18 protein-coding genes are annotated in these 22,708 nt (G+C 72.3%); 4 read left to right on the forward strand and 14 right to left on the reverse strand.

Annotated features, from left to right (window positions below; genetic code table 11):
• The 12 genes from pgeF to rsmH all read right to left on the reverse strand — a co-directional run bounded on the left by pgeF (position 1) and on the right by rsmH (position 14,745).
• The gene (pgeF, locus tag C3492_RS27985) at positions 1-729 is read right to left on the reverse strand and encodes a peptidoglycan editing factor PgeF (RefSeq protein WP_103815238.1); all 729 of its coding nucleotides are present in this window, start codon (positions 727-729) and stop codon (positions 1-3) included.
• Entirely contained in the window at positions 726-1,937 is a 1,212-nt protein-coding gene (gene ftsZ, locus C3492_RS27990) for a cell division protein FtsZ (RefSeq protein ID WP_103815240.1), read from the reverse strand. The genes pgeF and ftsZ overlap by 4 nt, the downstream gene beginning before the upstream one ends.
• 279 nt (positions 1,938-2,216) lie before the next feature.
• On the reverse strand, positions 2,217-3,011 hold the full coding sequence (locus tag C3492_RS27995; protein WP_181140594.1) for a cell division protein FtsQ/DivIB: 795 nt from the start codon (positions 3,009-3,011) through the stop codon (positions 2,217-2,219).
• A 29-nt stretch (positions 3,012-3,040) separates the two neighbouring features.
• Positions 3,041-4,129, reverse strand: a complete 1,089-nt coding sequence (gene murG / locus C3492_RS28000; protein WP_103815244.1) for an undecaprenyldiphospho-muramoylpentapeptide beta-N-acetylglucosaminyltransferase — start codon at positions 4,127-4,129, stop codon at positions 3,041-3,043.
• A 6-nt stretch (positions 4,130-4,135) separates the two neighbouring features.
• A complete protein-coding gene (gene ftsW, locus C3492_RS28005) occupies positions 4,136-5,503 on the reverse strand; it encodes a putative lipid II flippase FtsW (RefSeq protein WP_103815246.1) in 1,368 nt (455 codons plus the stop codon).
• Positions 5,504-5,571: 68 nt separating this feature from the next.
• Positions 5,572-7,014: a UDP-N-acetylmuramoyl-L-alanine--D-glutamate ligase gene (gene murD, locus C3492_RS28010; RefSeq protein WP_181140584.1), complete on the reverse strand. Its 1,443-nt coding sequence runs from the start codon at positions 7,012-7,014 to the stop codon at positions 5,572-5,574.
• Positions 6,996-8,066, reverse strand: coding sequence for a phospho-N-acetylmuramoyl-pentapeptide-transferase (gene mraY, locus C3492_RS28015; protein WP_030347870.1), 1,071 nt, complete (start codon positions 8,064-8,066; stop codon positions 6,996-6,998). The genes murD and mraY overlap by 19 nt, the downstream gene beginning before the upstream one ends.
• On the reverse strand, positions 8,066-9,481 hold the full coding sequence (gene murF, locus C3492_RS28020; protein WP_103815251.1) for a UDP-N-acetylmuramoyl-tripeptide--D-alanyl-D-alanine ligase: 1,416 nt from the start codon (positions 9,479-9,481) through the stop codon (positions 8,066-8,068). The genes mraY and murF overlap by 1 nt, the downstream gene beginning before the upstream one ends.
• A 28-nt stretch (positions 9,482-9,509) precedes the next feature.
• Positions 9,510-11,165, reverse strand: a complete 1,656-nt coding sequence (locus C3492_RS28025; RefSeq protein ID WP_181140585.1) for a UDP-N-acetylmuramoyl-L-alanyl-D-glutamate--2,6-diaminopimelate ligase — start codon at positions 11,163-11,165, stop codon at positions 9,510-9,512.
• Between the two features lie 31 nt (positions 11,166-11,196).
• A complete protein-coding gene (locus C3492_RS28030; protein WP_308461159.1) occupies positions 11,197-13,161 on the reverse strand; it encodes a penicillin-binding protein 2 in 1,965 nt (654 codons plus the stop codon).
• 5 nt (positions 13,162-13,166) lie between these two features.
• Complete coding sequence (locus C3492_RS28035) at positions 13,167-13,721, reverse strand: septum formation initiator family protein (protein ID WP_103815256.1); 555 nt, start codon at positions 13,719-13,721, stop codon at positions 13,167-13,169.
• Positions 13,722-13,788: 67 nt separating this feature from the next.
• A complete protein-coding gene (gene rsmH, locus C3492_RS28040) occupies positions 13,789-14,745 on the reverse strand; it encodes a 16S rRNA (cytosine(1402)-N(4))-methyltransferase RsmH (protein ID WP_103815258.1) in 957 nt (318 codons plus the stop codon).
• A gap of 356 nt (positions 14,746-15,101) precedes the next feature.
• On the opposite strand from rsmH, the gene C3492_RS28045 reads away from it, so the two are divergent.
• The 4 genes from C3492_RS28045 (at position 15,102) to C3492_RS28060 (ending at position 20,745) form a co-directional block, all read left to right on the forward strand.
• On the forward strand, positions 15,102-15,713 hold the full coding sequence (locus C3492_RS28045; protein ID WP_374938381.1) for a beta-class carbonic anhydrase: 612 nt from the start codon (positions 15,102-15,104) through the stop codon (positions 15,711-15,713).
• Between the two features lie 246 nt (positions 15,714-15,959).
• Entirely contained in the window at positions 15,960-17,006 is a 1,047-nt protein-coding gene (locus C3492_RS28050) for a MoxR family ATPase (protein ID WP_103815260.1), read from the forward strand.
• Positions 17,006-18,367 carry a DUF58 domain-containing protein gene (locus tag C3492_RS28055; protein ID WP_103815262.1) on the forward strand — a complete coding sequence of 454 codons (1,362 nt, stop codon included), beginning with the start codon at positions 17,006-17,008 and terminating at the stop codon, positions 18,365-18,367. Before C3492_RS28050 ends, C3492_RS28055 begins: the two co-directional genes overlap by 1 nt.
• Positions 18,364-20,745 carry a DUF3488 and transglutaminase-like domain-containing protein gene (locus tag C3492_RS28060; protein WP_103815264.1) on the forward strand — a complete coding sequence of 794 codons (2,382 nt, stop codon included), beginning with the start codon at positions 18,364-18,366 and terminating at the stop codon, positions 20,743-20,745. The genes C3492_RS28055 and C3492_RS28060 overlap by 4 nt, the downstream gene beginning before the upstream one ends.
• Positions 20,746-21,102: 357 nt before the next feature.
• On the opposite strand, the gene C3492_RS28065 is transcribed toward C3492_RS28060, so the two are convergent.
• Together C3492_RS28065 and C3492_RS28070 are read right to left on the reverse strand one after the other, a co-directional pair.
• Positions 21,103-21,486 (reverse strand): DUF3040 domain-containing protein, encoded by a 384-nt coding sequence (locus C3492_RS28065; protein ID WP_103815266.1) that lies wholly within the window; start codon positions 21,484-21,486, stop codon positions 21,103-21,105.
• A gap of 315 nt (positions 21,487-21,801) precedes the next feature.
• Positions 21,802-22,629: a bifunctional 2-polyprenyl-6-hydroxyphenol methylase/3-demethylubiquinol 3-O-methyltransferase UbiG gene (locus tag C3492_RS28070; RefSeq protein WP_181140586.1), complete on the reverse strand. Its 828-nt coding sequence runs from the start codon at positions 22,627-22,629 to the stop codon at positions 21,802-21,804.
• Between the last annotated feature and the right edge of the window lie 79 nt (positions 22,630-22,708).

Here is a 22,708-nt window from a genome sequence, read left to right on the forward strand (position 1 = left end):
TCAGTCCAGCCAGACATAGCCCGCGAGCCGCCCGGTGGTGCGGTCGCGGCGGTACGAGAAGTGGTCGTCCGACTCCAGCGTGCACACCGGCGCCTGCGCCCGGTCGCACACCCCGAGCCGGTCGAGCTGCGCGTGCACCCCGGCGCTCACATCGAGCGCCGGCGTGCCCCAGCTCGTTTCGGCGCGCGCCGCCGGCTCGACGGCGGCCACCTCGGCGCGCATCGCCTCCGGCACCTCGTAGCACCGGCCGCACACGGACGGGCCGGTGCGGGCGACGATCCGGCGCGCCTCGGCACCGAGTCCCACCATGGCGCGTACGGCGGCGGGGACGACCCCCTTGACCATGCCGGGCCGGCCGGCGTGGGCCGCCGCGACGATCCCGGCGACGGGGTCGGCCAGCAGCACCGGCACGCAGTCGGCGGTGAGGACGGCGAGGGCGAGCCCGCGCCGGGCGGTGACGATCGCGTCGACCTCCGGCACCGGCTTCTCGCCCCACGGTTCGTCCACCACGGCGACGTCGGCGCCGTGCACCTGGTTCATCCAGACGACCCGGCCGGGATCCAGGCCCAGCGACTTGGCCGCCAGCTCCCGGTTGCCCCGTACCGCCTCGGGCGCGTCGCCGACCGCGCCGCCGAGGTTCAGCTCCTCATACGGAGCGGCGCTCACCCCGCCCCACCGGTCGGTGAAGGCGAAGTGCGCGCCGCTCACGCTCTCGCGCTGTCCTATCACTTGAGGAAGTCCGGGACGTCCAGCTCCTCGGCCGCGCTGTCCGAGTAGGTCCGGGGCGCCGGCGTCACCGGCGGGGCGACCGGGATCTCGGCCACCGGCTCGGGCGCCGGCTCCGGCTCCTCCTTCGGCTTGACGCTGCCCAGCGAGCCGAAGGACGGACGGCTCGGCTCGCTCGGCCGGGCCGGAGCGGGCTCCTCGCGGCGGGCGGGGGCGGAGCCGGCGGAGGCCGTGCCGAGGACGTTGTCCCGGCGGGCCGGGGGCTGGCCGCCGTCGAAGCCGGCCGCGATGACGGTGACCCGGACCTCGTCGCCGAGGGCGTCGTCGATGACCGCGCCGAAGATGATGTTGGCCTCGGGGTGGGCGGCCTCGCTGACCAGCTGGGCGGCCTCGTTGATCTCGAACAGGCCGAGGTCGGAACCGCCGGAGATGGAGAGCAGCACGCCGCGCGCGCCGTCGATGGACGCCTCCAGCAGCGGCGAGGAGATCGCCATCTCGGCCGCCGCCACCGCGCGGTCGTCGCCGCGGGCCGAGCCGATGCCCATGAGGGCCGAACCGGCCTCGGACATGACCGACTTGACGTCGGCGAAGTCCAGGTTGATCAGGCCGGGGGTGGTGATGAGGTCGGTGATGCCCTGAACACCGGAGAGCAGGACCTGGTCGGCGGACTTGAAGGCGTCCAGGACCGAGACCTGGCGGTCCGAGATGGACAGCAGCCGGTCGTTCGGGATGACGATGAGGGTGTCGACCTCTTCGCGGAGTTCGGCGATGCCGTCCTCGGCCTGGTTCGCGCGGCGCCGTCCCTCGAAGGTGAACGGGCGGGTGACCACGCCGATGGTCAGGGCGCCGAGCGAGCGCGCGATGTTGGCCACGACGGGCGCGCCGCCGGTGCCGGTGCCGCCGCCTTCACCGGCCGTCACGAAGACCATGTCGGCCCCCTTGAGGACCTCCTCGATCTCCTCGCGGTGGTCCTCGGCGGCCTTGCGGCCGACGGCCGGGTTGGCTCCGGCGCCGAGTCCGCGGGTGAGTTCGCGGCCGACGTCGAGCTTGACGTCGGCGTCGCTCATCAACAGCGCCTGTGCGTCGGTGTTGATGGCGATGAACTCGACGCCCTTGAGACCGACCTCGATCATCCGGTTGATGGCATTGACACCACCGCCGCCGACACCGATGACCTTGATGACTGCGAGGTAGTTCTGCGGTGCTGCCACGTCGAAGGCCTCTCGCCTCGAATTACGTTGTCGCCGCCGCGCGGTGCCCCGCGCCGGGACGACGGATGCCGAATGGGACGGTCCGTAGCGCCGACCCGAACCCTAACCCTGAAGTTTAGGGTTACCAGTGTGTCTGTTCCCTGGAGTCTTCTGAACAGGACACTAAGTCGACAAGTGGCGCCCGTTCAACGAACACGCCGAACCTCCCGTTTTTCTTTTCACCCTATGTGATCAGCCGTAGCAGTGCCCAACCAGGGTGCTGGCCTGCGCGGATGTGCGTCAACTCCCCGATGACGCAGGGGCGGTGGGGACGCTGACATCGAAGTGCCGCGCGCCGGGAGATGCTTTCATGAGAGCCGTGAGGGCCCGCGCCTTGGCGCGGCCCTGTTCGCCGCTGCCCCATGCGACGGTGCGGCCGTCGGCCAACTCCAGCGAGATGTCGTCGTAGGTGCGCACGTGGACGGACCGGGCGGTCTTCGTCACGGCGGCCGGCAGGTCCCCCGCGACCCGGACCGCCTCGCGCACCAGCCGGTCGGTGCCGAAGCGCCGGAAGCTGGCGGCACCCGGACCCGTCCGGGAAGCGGACAATTCCAGCATCGGAACACCGTTCGGCGCCTGCGCGACCGTGGCGAACCGAACACCGTCGTCATCGACTTCGACGAAGTTCGCGCCCTTTCGGATCAACAGCACCGGAGTGCGCTCCATCACTTTCAGGCCGATTCCATGCGGCCAGGAACGAACCACGTCTACGGTGTCAATTCGGGGCAATTTCCGGCGAAGTCGGGCTGCGATGGCACCCGTGTCGGCGGAAATCATCGGTTTTCCGACCGGCACGGCCGCCGCCTCGCGCACCTCGGCCGGAGTCAGCACACGCGTGCCCGACACCGAGACGTGCTCGACGCGCAGCCATGTGGAGCCGTACAGCGCCCAGGCGGAACCGCCCCCGAGGAGCACGAGGAGGGCGACGAGGGCGACGATCGCACGAAGGCGCCGCCGATCGAGCCCGCGGGCGGGCGGCGGGCCGGACGACTCCTGCTGGCGTTCACCGCGCTCGGCGGTGGAGGGTCCGGCCACGCTGCTCACTGCCCTTTCGTCATACGGTCCTACCGGCGCGAGGTGATCGCCTCGTACACCATGCCGACGAGCAGGTCGTCGGCGTCCCGGCGGCCGAACTCGCTCGCCGCGCGGGACATCTCGTACAGCCGGTGCGGGTCGGCGAGCACGGGCAGCACGTTCTGCTGCACCCACTCGGGCGTCAGGTCCGCGTCGTCGACCAGGAGCCCACCGCCGGCCTTGACCACCGGCTGGGCGTTGAGCCGCTGTTCGCCGTTGCCGATGGGCAGCGGGACGTACGCGGCCGGGAGCCCGACGGCGGAGAGTTCGGCGACGGTCATCGCGCCCGCGCGGCAGAGCATCATGTCTGCCGCCGCGTACGCGAGGTCCATCCGGTCCAGGTAACTTACCGGGATATAGGGGGGCATTCCCGGCATCTGGTGCACCTGCGGCAGTTCGTTCTTCGGGCCGACCGCGTGCAGGATCTGGATACCGGCCTGCTGGAGCCACGGGGCGACCGCCTGCGTCACCTCGTTCAGCCGCCGGGCACCCTGCGAGCCGCCGGAGACGAGCAGCGTGGGCAGGTTGGGGTCGAGGCCGAAGCGGTGGCGGGCCTCGGGCCGTACGGCGGCGCGGTCCAGCGTGGCGATGGAGCGGCGCAGCGGGATGCCGATGTAGCGGGCGTCACGCAGCTTGCTGTCCGGGGTGGAGACGGCGACCCGGGCCGCGTACCGCGAGCCGATCTTGTTGGCCAGGCCCGGACGGGCGTTGGCCTCGTGGATCACGATCGGCACGCCGAGGCGCTTGGCGGCCAGATAGCCGGGCAGGGCGACGTAGCCGCCGAAGCCGACCACGCAGTCCGCCTTGGTGCGCTCCAGGATCTGCTCGGCGGCCTTGATCGTGCCGCGCAGCCGGCCCGGGACGGTGATCAGCTCGGGGGTGGGCTTGCGCGGCAGCGGCACCGCCGGGATCAGCGCCAGCTCGTAGCCGCGCTCCGGGACGAGCCGGGTCTCCAGGCCGCGCTCCGTGCCCAGGGCCGTGATCCCCACGGTCGGGTCCTGCCTGCGCAGGGCGTCCGCGAGGGCGAGCGCGGGCTCGATGTGGCCGGCGGTCCCTCCACCGGCGAGTACGACATGCACCGAAATTCACCGCTCTCCGGACGAACGCGCCGCCGAGGCACGCCGTCGCATCGTGTTCCATCTCCGAGGCCCCCGCTCGGCACCGGAGCCTCCCGCCCGCTTTCTACCAAAGCGAGGTTGCCGCATCGCAAGCGCTGCCCGCGCAGCGGGCTCGTCGCGCGCGAAGGCGATCAGCAGCCCGATGGCGAACATGGTCGGCAGCAGGGCGGACCCTCCGTAGGAGAACAGCGGGAGGGGGACACCGGCGATCGGCAGCAGACCGAGCACCGCACCGATGTTGATCACCGCCTGGGCGGTGATCCAGGTGGTCACGCCTCCCGCGGCATACCTCACGAAGGGGTCCTCCGTGCGTCCGGCCACGCGGATACCCGCATAGCCTAGAGCCGCGAACAGGGCGAGCACCGACAGCGTCCCCGCCAGGCCCAGTTCCTCACCGGTGACGGCGAAGATGAAGTCGGTGTGGGCTTCCGGGAGTTGCCCCCATTTTTCCACACTCGCGCCGAGTCCGGAGCCGAAGAGTCCGCCGGAGGCCAGCGCGTAGATGCCGTGCACGGCCTGCCAGCAGTCGGCGACCCCGGCCTTGGGCTCCGTGGCACCGATGCAGGCGAGGCGGGCCATCCGGTTGGGGCTCGTCTTGATGAGCGTCACACCGATCAGGCCGGCGACGGACAGCACGCCCGCGAACAGCCGGGTCGGCGCGCCCGCCAGCCAGAGCAGGCCGAAGAGGATCGCCGTGAGGATGATCGCGGTGCCCATGTCGCCGCCGAGCATGATCAACCCGAGCAGCAGGAACGCGACGGGGACCAGCGGCACCAGCATGTGCTTCCACTGGGTCAGCAGCTTCCTCTCCTGCTTGCGGGCGATCAGGTCCGCGCCCCACAGCACCAGGGCGAGCTTGCCGAACTCGCTGGGCTGGATCTGGAAGGAGCCGCCGAGGGAGATCCAGTTCTGGTTGCCGTTGACCGCCATCCCTATCCCGGGCACCTGCACCAGGGCCATCAGGAAGACGGCGCCGGCGAGGATCGGGTAGGCCAGCGCCCGGTGCAGTTTCACCGGCATGCGTGAGGCGACGAACAGCAGTGCGCCGCCGATGAGCGCGGCGAGGAACTGCTTGCGGAAGAAGTACGACCCGGGCAGCGAGAGCTGGAGCGCGGTGATCTGGGAGGCCGAGTAGACCATCACCAGGCCCAGCACGGTGATCAGCACACTGCCGCCGACGATCAGGTAGTAGGCGGTCAGCGGCCGGTCCCAGGCCCTGCGCGCCCGCGTGTAGAGCCGTTGTACGGGGTTCTCGCGCGGGGGCCGGGGAACGGTGGACCGCGGGCGCCGGGACGCCCGCTGCACGGGTGGCCGGCCGGTACGGCTACTGGGCATCGGCGCCTCCGCTGAACGTCGACCGTCCCACGCGTCCCTCCCAAGATCCGCCCGGCAGGCGGCCGGGGTCAGGCGCCGAGTTCGCGGACCGCCGCCGCGAACACGTCACCGCGCTGGTTGTAGTTGGTGAACATGTCCATGGAGGCACAGGCCGGGGCCAGCAGCACCGTGTCGCCGGGCTGAGCCAGCCGCTTCGCTTCCGTCACCGCCTGGAGCATCGCCCCAGTGTCGGTCCGGTCGAGGTCGACCACGGGTACTTCCGGCGCGTGTCGCGCGAGGGCGTCCCGGATCAGGGCGCGGTCGGCACCGATCAGGACGACACCGCGCAGCCGCTTCGCCGACCTGGCGACCAGCTCGTCGAAGGTCGCGCCCTTCGCCAGACCGCCCGCGATCCATACGATCGGTTCATATGACGCCAATGACGCTTCCGCGGCGTGGGTGTTGGTCGCCTTGGAGTCGTCCACGTACGCCACGCCGTCGATGTCGGCGACGTGCGCGATGCGGTGGGCGTCCGGGCGGAAGGCCCGCAGGCCGTCCCGTACGGCGCTCGCGGGCACCCCGAAGGCACGGGCGAGGGCCGCTGCGGCAAGGGCGTTGGCGATGTTGTGCGGCGCGGGCGGGTCGACGTCGGAGACCTCGGCCAGCTCCTGCGCGTTCTCGTGCCGGTTCTCGACGAAGGCCCGGTCGACCAGGATGCCGTCCACGACGCCGAGTTGGGAGGGCCCGGGCGTGCCGAGGGTGAACCCGACGGCCCGGCAGCCCTCTTCGACGTCGGCCTCGCGCACGAGGTCCTCGGTGGCCTTGTCGGCGACGTTGTAGACGCAGGCGACCTTGTTGCCCTCGTAGATGCGGCCCTTGTCGCGCGCGTACGCCTCCATGGAGCCGTGCCAGTCGAGGTGGTCCGGGGCGAGGTTGAGCACCACCGCGGAGTGCGCCCGCAGGGAGGGCGCCCAGTGGAGCTGGTAGCTGGACAGCTCGACGGCGAGCACGTCGTACCGCTCCTCGCCGAGGACCGCGTCCAGCAGGGAGACGCCGATGTTGCCCACGGCGGCCGTGCGCAGGCCCGCCGCCTTCAGGATGGAGGCGAGCATCTGGACGGTCGTGGTCTTGCCGTTGGTGCCCGTCACGGCCAGCCACGGGGCCGCGTCGGGGCCGCGCAGCCGCCAGGCCAGCTCCACGTCGCCCCAGACCGGCACGCCGGCCTTCTCCGCGGCGAGGAACAGCGGCTTGTCGGGCTTCCAGCCGGGCGCGGTGACGATCAGCTCGGTGCCCTCCGGCAGGGTCTCGCCGTCGCCGAGGCGCACGGTGATGCCGAGCGCCTCCAGCTCCGCGGCCTGTTCCCGCGCGCGTGCGTCGTCGCCGTCGTTGACGACCGTGACGACCGCCCCGCGCGCGTGCAGCACTTTCGCCGCCGGGACGCCGGAGACGCCGAGCCCGGCGACGGTGACGCGCTTGCCCTGGAAGTCGGAAGGCCCAGAAGGCACCGAGGAGGTCACTTGTCCGCTGCCCATCCCGCGTAGAAGAGGCCCAGTCCGACGATCACACAGATGCCCTGGATGATCCAGAACCGGACCACCACCAGGACTTCGGACCAGCCCTTGAGTTCGAAGTGGTGCTGGAGCGGTGCCATCCGGAAGACGCGCTTGCCGGTGAGCCGGAAGGAGCCGACCTGGATGACGACCGACATGGTGATGAGGACGAACAGGCCGCCCATGATGGCCACCAGCAGCTCCGTGCGGGAGAGGATGGCCAGGCCGGTGAGGACACCGCCGAGGGCGAGCGAGCCGGTGTCGCCCATGAAGATCTTGGCCGGCGAGGTGTTCCACCACAGGAAGCCGAGGCAGGCACCCATCAGCGCGGAGGCGACCACGGCCAGGTCCAGCGGGTCGCGCACCTCGTAGCAGGCGCCGGGGTTGGTCAGGGTGCCCGCGTTGGCGCAGGACTCCTGGAACTGCCAGACGCCGATGAACGTGTAGGCGCCGAAGACGAGCACGGAGGCGCCGGTGGCCAGACCGTCCAGACCGTCGGTGAGGTTCACGCCGTTCGACATGGCGAGGATCATGAACAGCGCCCAGACGACGAACAGCACCGGGCCGATGGACCAGCCGAAGTCGGTGATGAACGACAGCTTGGTGGAGGCCGGGGTGTTGCCGCGGGCGTCGGAGAACTGCAGCGACAGCACGGCGAAGGCGATGCCGACGATCAGCTGTCCGGCCATCTTGGCCTTGGCCCGCAGGCCCAGCGAGCGCCGCTTGACGATCTTGATGTAGTCGTCGAGGAAGCCGACCAGGCCCATGCCGAACATCAGGCCGAGGACCAGCAGCCCGGAGTAGGTGGGCGGGTAACCGGTGATGAGCTTGCTCAGGAAGTACGCGGCGATCGTCGCCAGGATGAAGGCGATGCCGCCCATGGTCGGCGTACCGCGCTTGCTGGCGTGCTCGCGCGGGCCGTCGTCACGGATGTACTGGCCGTAGCCCTTGCGGGCGAGGAGCTTGATCAGCAGCGGGGTGCCGACCAGCGTCAGGAAGAGGCCAATGACTCCTGAGAACAGGATCTGCTTCATCATCGGGCGGCAACCTCACCCTCGGCACCGGTCTCGACGAGCGCCTGGGCGACGCTCTCCAGACCCACCGAACGGGACGCCTTCACGAGCACGACGTCCCCCGGGCGCAACTCGCTGCGCAACAGGTCGATCGCCGCCTGTGCGTCGGACACGTGCACCGACTCCTCACCCCACGAACCCTCGTTATATGCGCCCAATTGCAGCCAGGAGGCCTCAATCCCCCCGACGGCGACGAGCTTGCTGACGTTGAGCCGGACGGCGAGCCGTCCGACGGCGTCGTGCTCGGCGAGCGCCTCGTCCCCCAGCTCGGCCATCTTGCCGAGCACCGCCCACGTGCGGCGCCCCTTGCCCATGGCCGCGAGCGCCCTGAGGGCGGCCCGCATGGACTCGGGGTTGGCGTTGTAGGCGTCGTTGACGATGGTCACGCCGTCCGGGCGCTCGGTGACCTCCATGCGCCAGCGGGAGAGGGAGCCCGCCTCGGAGAGCGCGGTGGCGATCTCTTCCGCGGACATGCCCAGCTCATGGGCGACGGCGGCCGCGGCGAGCGCGTTCGACACGTGATGCTCACCGTACAGGCGCATCGTCAGATCACTTGCACCGGAGGGTGTGTGAAGCCTGAAGGAGGGCTGTCCGCTGTCCGTGAGTCGTACGTTCTCGGCCCGTACGTCCGCTTCGGCCGACTCTCCGAAAAGGACCACCTTCGCCTTGGTACGGGAGGCCATGGCCCGCACCAGCGGGTCGTCGGCGTTGAGGATCGCCACACCGCCCTCCTCCGCCGGGGGAAGGGCCTCCACGAGTTCGCCCTTGGCCTGGGCGATCTGCTCACGTCCGCCGAACTCGCCGATGTGGGCGCTGCCGACGTTGAGCACCAGGCCGATCCTCGGCGGGGTGAGGCCGGTGAGGTAGCGGATGTGCCCGATGCCCCGGGCGCCCATCTCCAGCACGAGGAACCGTGTCTCCTCGGTGGCGGACAGGGCGGTCAGCGGCAGCCCGATCTCGTTGTTGAGCGAGCCGGGCGTGAACACCGTCGGTGCCTTGCGCCGCAGCACCTGGGCGATGAGGTCCTTGGTGCTGGTCTTGCCGGCCGAGCCGGTCAGGGCGACGAGGGTCGCGCCGAGCCGGCGTACGACGTGCCGGGCGAGGGCGCCGAGGGCCGTCTGGACGTCCTCGACGACGATCGCGGGGACGCCGACCGGGCGGGAGGCCAGCACGGCGACCGCGCCGGCCTCGGTCACCGCCCGGGCGTAGTCGTGGCCGTCCACGCGCTCGCCGACGAAGGCGGCGAACAGGCTGCCGGGCACCACCTCGCGGGAGTCCCGGACGACCGGCCCCGTGACCTGTACGGACGGATCCGGTATGTCGTGCGTCTGCCCGCCGACGACTGCTGCGATCTCGGCGAGGGAGAGGGCGATCACAAGTTCATCCCCTGGGTCTTCTGGATTTTCATCCCTGGGTCTTCTGGATGGCTTCGCGGAGCACCTGGCGGTCGTCGAAGGGACGGACCACGCCGGCGATGTCCTGGCCCTGCTCGTGGCCCTTGCCCGCGACCAGCACGGTGTCGCCGGCCTGGGCGCGGCCCACGGCGGCGGCGACGGCGGCGGCCCGGTCCTCGAAGAGGAGGACCTCGCCGCGCTCGTGCGCGGGCACGGAGGCCGCGCCCTGGAGCATGGTCGCGAGGATCGCGAGGGGATCCTCGGAGCGGGGGTTGTCGGAGGTCAGCACGGCCGTGTCGGCGAGCCGGGCCACGGCGGCGCCCATCGGGGCGCGCTTGGTCCGGTCGCGGTCGCCGCCGCAGCCGAGGACGACGTGCAGCCGGCCCTTGGTGACCTTGCGCAGCGCCTTGAGCACCGACTCGACGGCGTCGGTCTTGTGGGCGTAGTCGACCACCGCCAGGTAGGGCTGCCCGGCGTCGACGCGCTCCAGGCGGCCCGGGACGCCCGGGACGGCGGCGATGCCGTCGGCGGCGGTCTGCGGGTCGAGGCCGGCCGCGGCGAGGGCGACGATGGCGGCGAGGGTGTTCGCCACGTTGAAGGGGCCCGGCAGCGGCGACTTGGCGTGCACGCGCTCGCCGTTCGGGCCGAGGACGGTGAACGTCGAGTCCATGGGACCGACCTGGACGTCCTGGGCGCGCCAGTCGGCGTCGGGGTGGCCCTCGGCGGAGAAGGTGACGACCGGCACGGTCGCCTCCTTCGCGAGCCGGCGGCCGTACTCGTCGTCGGCGTTGACCACGCCGAATGCGCTGCGTTTCGGCGTGAACAGCTGTGCCTTGGCCCGGAAGTAGTCCTCCATGTCGGAGTGGAACTCCATGTGTTCCGGGCTGAGGTTGGTGAAGACGGCGATGTCGAAGACGCAGCCGTCGACCCGGCCGAGGACCAGGGCGTGGCTGGAGACCTCCATGGCGACTGCCTCGACGCCCCCTTCGCGCATGACGGCGAACAGGGCCTGGAGGTCGGTGGCCTCGGGCGTGGTGCGCTCGGACTTGATGCGCTCGTCGCCGATGCGGATCTCGACGGTGCCGATGAGACCGGTCGAACGGACGGTCTTCAGGCCGCCTTCCACGAGGTAGGCGGTGGTGGTCTTGCCGGAGGTGCCGGTGATGCCGATCTGGAGCAGGTCGCGGCCCGGGTGGCGGTAGATCGTGGCCGCCAGCTCTCCCATCCGCCCGCGCGGGTCCTCGACCACCAGGACGGGCAGCCCGGACGCGGCGGCGCGCTCGGCGCCCGTGGGGTCGGTGAGCACGGCCACGGCGCCCAGGCTCGCGGCCTGGGTGACGAAGTCGGCGCCGTGCAGCCGGGCGCCCGGGAGGGCGGCGTACAGGTCACCGGGGCGGACCGCGCGCGAGTCGTGGGTGATCCCCGTGACCTCGGCGGCGGCTTCCGGCGCGGTGACACCCAGCTGGCCGGCGAGCTCCGCGAGGGGTGTGGCGGGGAGCGTCGTCGGCCGGGGCAGTCCCGGATACGTCACGGGTTGGCCCTTCTGGGTGATGGGGGACTGATCAGCGTGTGGCACGGCGGTGAGCGTACCGGGCGTACCCGCTCCGGAGCGAAGTGAGGGCCTGTGGGCGCCTTGGTTCCCGGGGTCCGGGGTGATCGTTGTCACGAGCTGGTTCCTGGTGTTTCCGAGGTGCTGATCAGGGCTTGTAGTCGACGGGCAGGTTGGCGGCCTTCGCGCCGGTCGGCGGGACCTGGAGGGTCTTCAGGGCGAACTCCATCACCTGCTTGTAGATGGGGGCGCAGATCTGGCCGCCGAAGTAGCTGCCCGAGGTGGCGTTCTGGATGGCGCAGTAGACGGTGATCCGGGGGTTGTCGGCGGGGGCGAAGCCGGCGAAGGACGACGTGTAACCGCGGTAGCGGCCGGTGACCGGATCCACGCGGTTGGCGGTGCCGGTCTTGCCCGCGACCCGGTACCCGGGGATGCGGGCCTTGATGCCGGTGCCCTGCCCGTCGTCTACGACGGACTCCAGCATCTGCGCGAGGCTCTTGGCGGTCTTCTCGCTGACGACCCGTGTCCGCTCGGGCTTCGGCGCCGGGTCGAAGCGGCCGTCGGCGCCCTTGGTGCCGCGCACGAGGGTCGGCTGGACGCGGACGCCGCCGTTGGCGATGGTCGAGTACACGGAGGCGGCCTGCATCGCGTTGATGGAGAAGCCCTGACCGAAGGGGATCGTGTACTGCTGCGAGGTGGACCACTTCTGCGGCGGCGCGAGGATGCCGGCGGTCTCGCCGGGGAAGCCCAGACCGGTGGGGCTGCCGATGCCGAACTTGCGCAGGTACGAGTAGAGGACCTTGTTGGCCTCGGGCTGGGTCCTGCCGAGTTCGCCGGTGGCCAGGATGGTGCCGATGTTGCTGGACTTGGCGAGCACGCCGTTGAGGGTCAGGTGCCAGGTGGCGTGGTCGACGTCGTCCTGGAAGAGCCGGTCGCCGCGGTGCAGCCGGTTGGGTACGACGACATGGGTGAGCGGGGTGGCGACGTTCCGCTCCAGCACGGCCGCCATCGACATCACCTTCGCCGTGGAACCGGGTTCGTAGGCGTCCTGGACGGCCGCGTTGCCCATGGCGTCGCCGTCGGCCTTCGACAGGTCGTTGGGGTCGAAGCCGGGCGAGTTGGCCATGGCGAGGATCTGGCCGGTGCGGGTGTCCTGGACGATGACGTAACCCCGGTCCGCCTTGGACTTCCTCACCTGTTCGCTGATCGCGTCCTGCGCGGCCCACTGGATGTCGCGGTCGATGGTCAGCTCGACGTCGGAGCCGGGCACGGCGGGGGTCTCGGTGGACCCGGCCGTCGGCACCTGGCGCCCGCCGGCCTGGGCGTAGCGGACCTTGCCGTCCTTACCGGAGAGCTGCTTGTCCAGCTCCTGCTCGATGCCGCCGCCGCCCTGGCCGTCGGCGTTGACCCAGCCCAGTATCCCGGCGGCCAGGTCGCCGTTGGGGTACACCCGCTGGCTGCTGGGGTCCGCGAAGACACCGGCCAGGACGTTGACGGTGGTGTGATCCGTCTCCGACTTGTTGGTGAGCGCGGTCTTCAGGTCCTTGATCTGCTTCCAGACCTGCGGGGTCTGCCGGGCGGCGAGCCGGGTGTAGCGGGAGTTCTTGTTCGCGGGGCGCAGTTTCCTGACGAGCGCGGCCTGGTCCTGGCCGAGGATCGGGGCGAGCAGCGCGGCGGCCTTCTCGGGACCGTCGGAGATCTTCAGCTGCGCGCGGCTGAACATCGTCGGGTCGGCCGTGATGTCGTACGCGTCCTCGCTGACGGCGAGGGCGACACCGTTGCGGTCGGTGATCTCGCCGCGCTCGGCGGCCAGCGTGTGCACCACGTACCGGTTCTGCTCGGCCCGCGCCGTGTAGGAGCTCGCGTCGACGGCCTGGACCTGGAGCAGCCGCACCACGAAGGCGAGCAGCACCAGGGTCAGGGCGAGGCTGACCAGGCGCAGCCGGGGCCGGGGGCTGCCGAGCCGGAGGGGGCGCGACACCGGGGGCCGGGCTCCGCCGGAGCGGCGGACCGGCCGGGCACCGGGCCCGGGCTGCCGCCGGACGGCACCCCGCGGCCGGGGAGGCTTGGCGGGCCCGGGCACGCGGCGGCGCGGCGGTTCCCTGTCGGACACTTCCGTCACCTGCCGGGGGTCGGGGTGGGGATGGGCTGGAGGGTGGCGGGCGGCGCGGGGGGCGCGGCCGCCGGGTCGCTCGGGGGCTGCGGCGGCACGGTGGGGGCCGGGGCGGCGGGCGGGGCCGTGGAGAGGGTGGCGCCGGCCGGGGTGAGGGGGCCGGGGCCGGCCGGGGCCGTGAGGGCGGCGGGCTCGGGGGCGGCGACGCGGGGGACGCCCTTGACGGTACCGTCGGGGCCGAGGAAGGCCGGGTCGCCGCCGGGGACCATGCCGAGCTGGCGGGCGCGGCGCTGGAGTGCGTCCGGGGACGAGTAGGCGTCGATGTCCCGCTGGAGGGCCTGCTCCTGGTCGGTGAGGCTCTTCGTCTGCTTCTCCAGGTCGGCGAGTTCGAACGAGCCTTCGCTGAGCGCGGAGTTCAGCACCAGCAGCCCGATGAGGCCGCCACCGAGGAGCACGACGACGAGCAGGACGAACGGGGTGCGGGCCGCCTGGGCGCGGCCGGCCGGGAGGAGCCGGGCGAGCCGGGCGGCCCTCCCCTTCAGCTCGGGTTTCCTGCTCACTGCTCCCCCGGTGCGTGCGGGACACCGCTCCCCCGGTGCGCGGGGGAACCCTTCCGACCCGTCTCGCTCACTCGACGTCCTCCCGGATGCGCTCGGCACCCCGCAGTCTGGCCGGTGCGGCCCGGCGGTTCTCGGCGATCTCTTCCTCGGTGGGAAGTTCGGCACCACGGGTGAGCAGCTTGAGCCGCGGCTGGTACCGCTCGGGCACGACGGGCAGCCCCGGCGGCGCGGTGGTGGCGGCCCCGGCCGCGAACACCTGCTTGACGAGCCGGTCTTCGAGCGAGTGGTACGACAGCACGGCGATGCGCCCGCCGACGTCCAGGGCCTTCACGGCGGCCGGGATCGCCCGCTCCAGGACCGACAGTTCGCCGTTGACCTCGATGCGCAGCGCCTGGAAGGTGCGCTTGGCCGGATTGCCGCCGGTACGCTTGGCGGCCTGCGGCAGCGCGTCCCGGATGAGTTCCACGAGCCGCGCGCTGTTGCTGAACGGCTCCTTCTCGCGCTCCCGGACGATGGCGGCGACGATCCGCTTGGCCTGCTTCTCCTCGCCGTACGCCCGCAGGATCCGCACGAGTTCGCCGGCCGGGTAGGTGTTGAGGACCTCGGCGGCGCTGATCCCGGTCGTCTGGTCCATGCGCATGTCCAGGGGCGCGTCCTGCGCGTAGGCGAAGCCCCGGTCGGCCTCGTCGAGCTGCATGGAGGAGACGCCGAGGTCGAACAGCACGCCCTGCACGCGCGCGATGCCGAGCCGGTCCAGCACCTCGGGCAGCTCGTCGTACACGGCGTGCACGAGGGTGGCGCGGTCCCCGTAGGAGACCAGCCGCTCACCGGACAGCCGCAGCGCCTCCTTGTCCCGGTCGAGGCCGATCAGCCGCGCCTCGGGGAACCGGCCGAGCAGCGCCTCGCTGTGCCCGCCGAGGCCGAGGGTGCAGTCGACGACCACCGCGCCCGGCTGCTCCAGGGCGGGCGCCAGCAGGTCCAGGCACCGCTGGAGCATCACCGGGACGTGTCGACTCTGGCTCAAGGGGGCCTCTCAGGATCCGGCGCAGGATACGCACCGCCTCGGGTCCCCGCCAGCTCGTGAAGGTGCGGCCTGCCGGCGCCGGAAGCGTCAGCCGACCGGGAGCGGGAGGAGGCCGAGCCGTACGTACGCGCCGCGCGCGTGGGGAGACGGTCCGGGCGCATGCCGGGGTCTCCGGGGGTTTCACCAGCAGGAAGAGCCACGCCTCCCGCTTCGCGCCACTTTAGTCCACCCTGTCTCGCGGTCAATCAACCGGCCTGCGCGTCGCGCACCGCGCGCGGACCGGTGCGGTCATTCGAACGGATTCATCCGTCCGGTCGGTTTCGCCCTCCGTGTGGGTTAGCTCACAACACGCCACGATGGCGATTTTTGTCCCCTCTCACAGCACGCCGGAACCTCGCGTGACCAGTAACGTCGTCAGCATGACGACTTCTGCAGCAGTGCCCACTGGATCCGAAGGCGCCATACCGGCCGGAGACACCGTGACCGACCGCCTCGTGGAGGCCAACCGGCGGTACGCCGAGGCGTTCACGGACCCCGGCATGGACGCCAGCCCCGTTCTCCACGTCGCCGTCGTCGCGTGCATGGACGCCCGCCTCGACCTGCACAAGGCCCTCGGCCTGCAGCTCGGCGACTGCCACACGATCCGCAACGCGGGCGGTGTGGTCACCGACGACGTCATCCGGTCGCTGACCATCAGCCAGCGCAAGCTCGGCACCCGCAGCATCGTGCTCATTCACCACACCGGCTGCGGCCTGGAGGCCCTCACCGAGGACTTCCGCACCGAGCTGGAGATGGAGGTCGGCCAGCGGCCGTCCTGGGCGGTGGAGTCCTTCCACGACGTGGACCAGGACGTGCGCCAGTCCATGCAGCGGGTGCGCACCTCGCCGTTCCTGCTGCACACCGACGACGTCCGCGGCTTCGTCTTCGACGTGCGCACCGGTCTGCTGCGCGAGGTCGACCCGGCCTGAACCGGGGTGCCGGACCGCCGCCCCGGAACACATCCCGCCGTTCCGTATCGAAAATGCGGTCGAAAAGTCGTAAGACCGGCATCGTGCGGGCAGTTGTCCACAGGCGAGTGACACGAATCGGTAACGGCAGCAAGAATGCGGGGTGTGACGTCACGCGGAACTTTTCCCGCGTGGTGTCCGTGTTTCGGGGTGGGCCGGTTTCGCACGAGAGCGTCGGCCCGGAAAGAACGGGCCGAGGAGGGCCGGGTGACGACCTATGACGATCGAGCGAGCCTCACTGAGCTGACCGCCACGGTGGAGCGGGTGCGCGGTTCGGTGGAGGGCGTGATCGAGGGCAAGCCCGAGGTCGTACGACTCGCGCTGACCGTGCTGCTCGCGGAGGGCCACCTGCTGATCGAGGACGTCCCCGGGGTGGGCAAGACGATGCTCGCCAAGGCGCTGGCGCGGTCCATCGACTGCTCGGTGCGGCGCATCCAGTTCACACCGGACCTGCTGCCCTCGGACATCACCGGCGTGTCCATCTGGGACCAGCAGCGCCGGGACTTCGAGTTCAAGCCGGGTGCCATCTTCGCGCAGATCGTGATCGGCGACGAGATCAACCGCGCCTCGCCCAAGACCCAGTCCGCGCTGCTGGAGTCGATGGAGGAGCGGCAGGTCACCATCGACGGGCAGACGTACGAACTGCCCAGCCCCTTCATGGTGGTGGCCACCCAGAACCCGGTCGAGATGGAGGGCACCTACCCGCTGCCCGAGGCCCAGCGCGACCGCTTCATGGCCCGCGTCTCCGTCGGCTACCCGAGCGTGGAGGCCGAGCTGCAGATGCTCGACATCCACGGCGGGGTCAGCCCGCTGGACGACCTCCAGCCGGTGGCGCACGCGCACGAGATCGTGAAGCTGATCGAGGCGGTGCGCGGGGTGCACGTCGCCGAGCCGGTCCGGCGCTACGCGGTCGAACTGGTAGCCGCCACCCGTGCCCACCCCGACCTCAGACTCGGCGCCTCCCCGCGCGCGACGCTGCACCTGCTGCGCGCGGCCAAGGCGTCCGCGGCGCTCGCCGGCCGGGAGTACGCGCTGCCGGACGACGTCCAGGCGCTCGCCGTCGCCGTCCTCGCCCACCGTCTGCTGCCCACGGCGCAGGCCCAGCTGAACCGCCGCACGGCCGAGCAGGTGGTGCTGGAGATCCTCCAGCACACCCCGGTGCCCACCGCCCAGGCCCCGGTCCCGCAGAACGGCTTCGGTGGCCTGGGCCGTAGCGTCCCGGCCTATCCCCAGCAGCCCCCGCGGAGTCTGTGATGAGTTCCTGGGGGGCCGGTCAGGCGGAGGCCGACCGCGGGGAGGCGGGCGGGATCCGTACGGCCCTGGCGGGCCTCACCACCCGGGGCCGCTCCTTCCTCGCGGCCGGGATCGCCGCCGCGATCTGCTCGTTCGTGCTGGGCCTGAGCGAGCTGCTGCGGGTCGGCCTGCTGCTCGCGGTGCTGCCCCTGATCTGCGCGGCCGTGCTGTACCGCACGCGCTACCGGGTGGCCGCGAGCCGCCGCCTCGCCCCCGCGCGCGTCCCCGCCGGCAGCGAGGCGCGGGTGCACCTGCGCATGGACAACGTCTCCCGGCTGCCCACCGGACTGCTGATGCTCCAGGACCGGGTGCCGTACGTCCTCGGGCCCCGGCCCCGCTTCGTGCTGGACCGGGTCGAGCCGGGCGGCCGCCGTGAGGTGTCCTACCGGGTCCGCTCCGACCTGCGGGGCCGCTATCCGCTCGGCCCGCTCCAGCTGCGGCTCACCGACCCCTTCGGCATGTGCGAGCTGACCCGATCCTTCTCGACGTACGACACCCTGACGGTCATCCCGCGCGTGGAGCCGCTCTCCCCGGTCCGCTTCGGCGGCGAGGCCAAGGGGTACGGCGACGGACGGCAGCGCTCGCTGGCCCTCGCCGGCGAGGACGACGTCATCCCGCGCGGCTACCGCTACGGCGACGACCTGCGCCGGGTGCACTGGCGGTCCACCGCCCGCTACGGCGAGCTGATGGTGCGCCGCGAGGAGCAGCCCCGGCGCTCCCGGTGCACCGTGCTCCTGGACACCCGCGGCGGCGCCTACGAGGGCGCGGGCCCGGACTCGGCCTTCGAGTGGGCCGTCTCCGGTGCCGCCTCCGTGCTGGTGCACATGCTGGAGCGCGGCTTCTCGGTACGGCTGCTGACCGACAGCGGCAGCGCGGTGCCCGGCGAGGGCGCCGACGGGTTCGCGGGCACCGGCCAGGAGACGGCGGACGCGGCCGGGCTGATGCTGGACACCCTCGCGGTGATCGACCACTCCGACGGCACCGGGCTGTCCCGGGCGTACGACGTGCTGCGCGGCGGCAACGAGGGGCTGCTGATCGCCTTCCTCGGCGACCTGGACGAGGAGCAGGCCACGACGGTCGCCAAGATGAGCCGGCGCAGCGGCGGCGCCGTCGCCTTCGTGCTGGACCCCGACACCTGGACCCGGGAGGCGACCGACGTGCCCCGCCCCGGCGACCGGCACGAGGAGCGGCTGCGGATGCTGCGCGAGGCGGGCTGGACGGCGCTGAGCGTGCCGCGCGGCGCCTCGGCGGACGAACTGTGGCGGCAGGCGGACCGGGAGCGCTCCGGACTGACCGCCGTGACCGGGGAGGCGCGGGGATGAGCGGGCGGGCACGACTGGCACTGTGCGCGGCGGCGGCCACCCTGATGGCCTCCTGCTCGCTGCTGCCGCTGGTCACCGAGCCGACCTGGCTGCTGCAACTGGTCCCGCTGGTGGCCATCCAGACCGAGGTGGGCGCGGCGGCCCGGCGGGTGCCGCTGGGCCGGACGCTGACCGTGGCGGCGCAGGCGCTGGTCACCCTGATGCTGCTGACCCTGGTCTTCGCCCGGGGGCACGCGCTCATCGGGCTGATCCCCGGCCCGGACACCTTCCGCTATTTCGCCGACCTGCTCCAGCAGGGCACGGACGACGTCAGCCGGTACGCGACACCGGCGCCGGTCACCGACGGCATCAAACTGATGCTGATCGGCGGCGCGCTGCTGATCGGCCTGCTGGTGGACACGCTCGCGGTGACCCTGCGCAGCGCGGCCCCGGCCGGTCTGCCGTTGCTCGCGCTGTACTCGGTGGCCGCGGGCCTGTCCGGGGGCGGGGCGGGCTGGCTGTGGTTCCTGGTGGCGGCGGCCGGCTATCTGATGCTGCTGCTCGCGGAGGGCCGGGACCGGCTCGCCCAGTGGGGCCGCGTCTTCGGCGGCGCGCCCCGCACCCCGGGCGGCCCGGAGGGCGCCGTGGCGCCGGTGCGCACCGGACGCCGGATCGGCGCGGTCGCGCTCGGCGTGGCCCTGGTGGTGCCGCTCGCCCTGCCCACGATCAACGGCGGCCTGCTGGGTACCGCGGGCACCGGCGTGGGGGCGGGAGGCGGCAACGGGGGCACGATCTCGGCGGTCAACCCGCTGGTGTCCCTGCGAGACAACCTGAACACGAACGACGACCGCCAGGTGCTGACGCTGCGGACGGACTCGAACGACATCTCCGACCTGTACCTGCGGATCGTCTCCCTGGACGACTTCGACGGCACCACCTGGAAGCCGGCCCAGCGGCACGTCGTCGGCGTGCCGGACAAGCTCCCCACGCCCATCGGCCTGGGCTCGGACATCGAGCGCGGCAAGGTGACGACGACCGTCACGGCGGCGGACTGGTACGCGCAGGACTGGCTGCCGATGCCCTACCCGCCGAGCGATGTGAAGATCAGCGGCCGGTGGCGGTACGAGCCCGTCGGGATGACCCTCGTCGGCGACCGCGGCCAGACCACGCGCGGCGAGACCTACCGGGTGACCAGCCTGGACGTGCAGCCGACGGCGGAACAGCTCGCCGCCGCGCCGCAGCCGCCGGCCGCCCTGAGGCGGGAGTACACCAAGGTGCCGTCCTCGCTGCCGAAGGTGGTGGCCCGCACCGCGCGGGAGATCACGGCGGGCACCAGCAGTCACTACGCGGAAGCCGTCAAGCTGCAGGACTGGTTCGCGGTCAACGGGGGCTTCCAGTACGACACCTCGGTGGAGGTGGGCCGCGGTCCCGGCGCCATAGCGAACTTCCTGAAGAAGAAGCAGGGCTTCTGCGTCCACTTCTCCTTCGCGATGGCCGCGATGGCCCGCACGCTCGGCATCCCGGCCCGGGTCGCGGTGGGCTTCGCGCCCGGCACCCCGCAGGCCGACGGCACGGTCGCGGTGAGCCAGAAGGACGCGCACGCGTGGCCCGAGCTGTACTTCGAGGGCGTGGGCTGGACCCGCTTCGAGCCGACCCCCACCCGGGGCACCACGCCGTCGTACACCCAGTCGGACACGCCCGGCAGCTCGCTGCCGGACGAGGCGCTGCCGTCCAAGGGCGCGTCCTCGGCGCCCTCGGCGGCGGCATCGCCGAGCGAGAGCTGCGCCGGTGAGCTGCGCAAGCTCCAGGCCTGCGGCAGCCCGTCCGCGGCGGCGGTCCCGCACCATGAGGGCGGCGGCGACGGCTGGTGGTGGTGGCCGCTGATCGGGCTGGGCGCGCTGCTGGTCCTGGCGGTTCCGCTGTCGCCGCTGCTGTGGCGGGAGCAGATGCGCGGGCGCCGGCTGGGCGGGCACGCCCGGACGGCGGGGGGCGCGGCGGCGCACACCCTGGCGGCCTGGCAGGAACTGACCGACAGCGCCTGGGACCACGGCATCGCGCCGGACGAGTCGCTGACTCCGCGCAAGGCCGCCGACCGGATCGTCCGGCTCGGCCATCTCGACGCGGCGACCGGGGCCGCTGTGCACCGGGTGGCGGACGCGGTGGAGCAGGTGCTGTACGCGCCCGCCCCGCGCCCGGCCGCGGGAGCGGCACAGGACGTGCGCCGGGTGATCGAGGGGCTGCGGGCCACGGTGAGCACCGGGACCCGGCTGCGGGCGCGGTTCCTGCCCCGCTCCTCGGTCCGGGTGCTGTGGGCGCTGTCGGCCCGCTGGTCGACCCTGCGGACCCGCCTCACGGCAACCCGCCCGACGCTACGCCGACCGTCCGGACAGCGGGGCTGACCACGGCGACGCCGGTGACGCGGATGACGCCGGTGACGCGGGGCTGTACGCACGGGGCGCCGGCGCTGGGTGCTCGGGTGGTGTCGGTCCGCTGGTCGGCCCTCGTTGACCCGGCCCGCGGCGGCTCGCCCGACGCACGCGGCGCCGGCGCCCCCCCACGGCTGACCGCACGCAGCGTGGCTGACCGCACGAAGCGCGGGCAGCGTGGCTCTCTTCGGGCGCGTCTCGGTGCGGCTGAGCGGCGGCGGGGCCGAGCGCACCGCGAGGGCGGCTCAGTACGCATCAGGGGCGGCCACCAGTCGGTGGCCGCCCCTCACGTATGTCTGCGGGTCCGGCGCCGTGGGAGGCGCGGCGCGGTCAGTGACCCTGTTCGTCCCGGCGGCGCTGCCAGCGCTGCTCGATCCGGTCCATCATGGAGCGCTTCGGCCGCGCCTGGCGGCGCGGGGTGCCCGGGGGCTGCTCACCCGGCTTCGGTGCCTTGCGCCAGCCGGTGACGGCGAGCACGGCACAGCCCAGCATGACGAGGAAACCCACCACGCTGACCCAGATCAGCTGCGCGACCATTCCGGCCATGAGGAGCGCGATACCCGCGAGGAAGCCTGCGACCGCCTGGTAGACCCGCCGCCGGGTGTACGTCCGCAGCCCGTTTCCCTCAAGCGCCGACGCGAACTTGGGGTCTTCGGCGTACAGCGCTCGCTCCATCTGCTCAAGCATTCGCTGCTCGTGCTCAGAGAGCGGCACGGAGTCCTCCTCATCGTGCAGTCGCCGGGGGCGACCCGGGGGGTCCCTTCAGGATAGGCAGGGAATCGCCCCCGTGAAACCCGCCCCTCTACGCCAATTGGCCAACCGGAGCCCGTCATGGCCGTCCGACTCGCTGAGGCTTCCATTCCCCGGCGGCCGACCCGTCATGCCGGACGGTGTACCTCGATCATACGGCGCAAACCCCTCGATCGGGGGGCTTGTGGCGTACTCCATCTGCGCCCGAGGCGCTGATCAGCGGCTCGTCCCGCGTGTGCGCCCCGGCCCCGGTGATGCGCCTGCGAGCCGGAGGTGATCTCAGACCTCGCGGGCACCGATGGTCTCACCGAGCACGTGGAGTTGGGTGGCGACGGAGTGGAACGCGGGCAGTTCGGCCGCCGCGGCCTCCAGCTGCACCAGTGCGTCGAGGGCACCGGGCTCGGTGTCCACCAGGACCCCGGGCACCAGGTCGGCGAAGACGCGCACGCCGTGCACCGCGCCGACCCGCAGACCCGCGCCCTCCACCAGCGCGGTGAGCTGCTCGGCGGTGAAGCGACGGGGCATCGGGTCGCCGGCGCCCCAGCGGCCGTCGGGGTCCTGGAGTGCCTGCCGGGCCTCGGTGAAGTGGCCGGCCAGGGCACGAGCGAGCACGGCACCGCCGAGACCGGCCGCGAGCAGGCTGAGGACGCCCTCGGCGCGCAGCGCGGCGACCGCGTTGCGGATGCCCTCGGCCGGGTCGTCGACGTACTCCAGGACGCCGTGGCACAGGACGGCGTCGTAGCCGCCGCGCTCGACCACGTCGAACAGACCGTGCGCATCGCCCTGGACGCCCCTGATCCGGTCGGCGACACCGGCCTCGGCGGCGCGGCGCTCCAGTGCGAACAGGGCGTTGGGGCTGGGGTCGACCACCGTGACGCGGTGGCCGAGGCTTGCGAGGGGCACGGCGAACCCGCCGCTGCCGCCTCCGGTGTCCAGGACGTCCAGCGAGTCCCGGCCCGCGGCCTTGACCCGGCGGTCCAGGGCGTCCTGCAACACCTCCCAGACCACGGCCGTACGGAGAGAGGCGCGAGGACGGGAGGGGTCGGAGCGCAGCGACGTCGTCTGGGGGTGGTGGTGGGAGACGGGCGGGCGCATCGGGTCCGACACGGCAGTTGACTCCTCGGCGGGGCGGGACTTCAGGCGATGTCCACCCTATTGCCTCCACGCCGTGCCTGGTCACTGCGAC

Source organism: Streptomyces sp. Ru62 (assembly GCF_002920615.1).
Lineage (GTDB): Bacteria > Actinomycetota > Actinomycetes > Streptomycetales > Streptomycetaceae > Streptomyces.

Excerpts from the sequence above, each read along its gene's own strand:
- C3492_RS28055 (WP_103815262.1), top strand. The coding sequence starts at position 17,006 with ATGAGTTCCTGGGGGGCCGGTCAGGCGGAGGCCGACCGCGGGGAGGCG.
- C3492_RS28060 (WP_103815264.1), top strand. The coding sequence starts at position 18,364 with ATGAGCGGGCGGGCACGACTGGCACTGTGCGCGGCGGCGGCCACCCTG.
- ftsW (WP_103815246.1), bottom strand. The coding sequence starts at position 5,503 with ATGCCCAGTAGCCGTACCGGCCGGCCACCCGTGCAGCGGGCGTCCCGG.
- murD (WP_181140584.1), bottom strand. The coding sequence starts at position 7,014 with ATGGGCAGCGGACAAGTGACCTCCTCGGTGCCTTCTGGGCCTTCCGAC.
- C3492_RS28045 (WP_374938381.1), top strand. The coding sequence starts at position 15,102 with ATGGCGATTTTTGTCCCCTCTCACAGCACGCCGGAACCTCGCGTGACC.
- mraY (WP_030347870.1), bottom strand. The coding sequence starts at position 8,066 with ATGAAGCAGATCCTGTTCTCAGGAGTCATTGGCCTCTTCCTGACGCTG.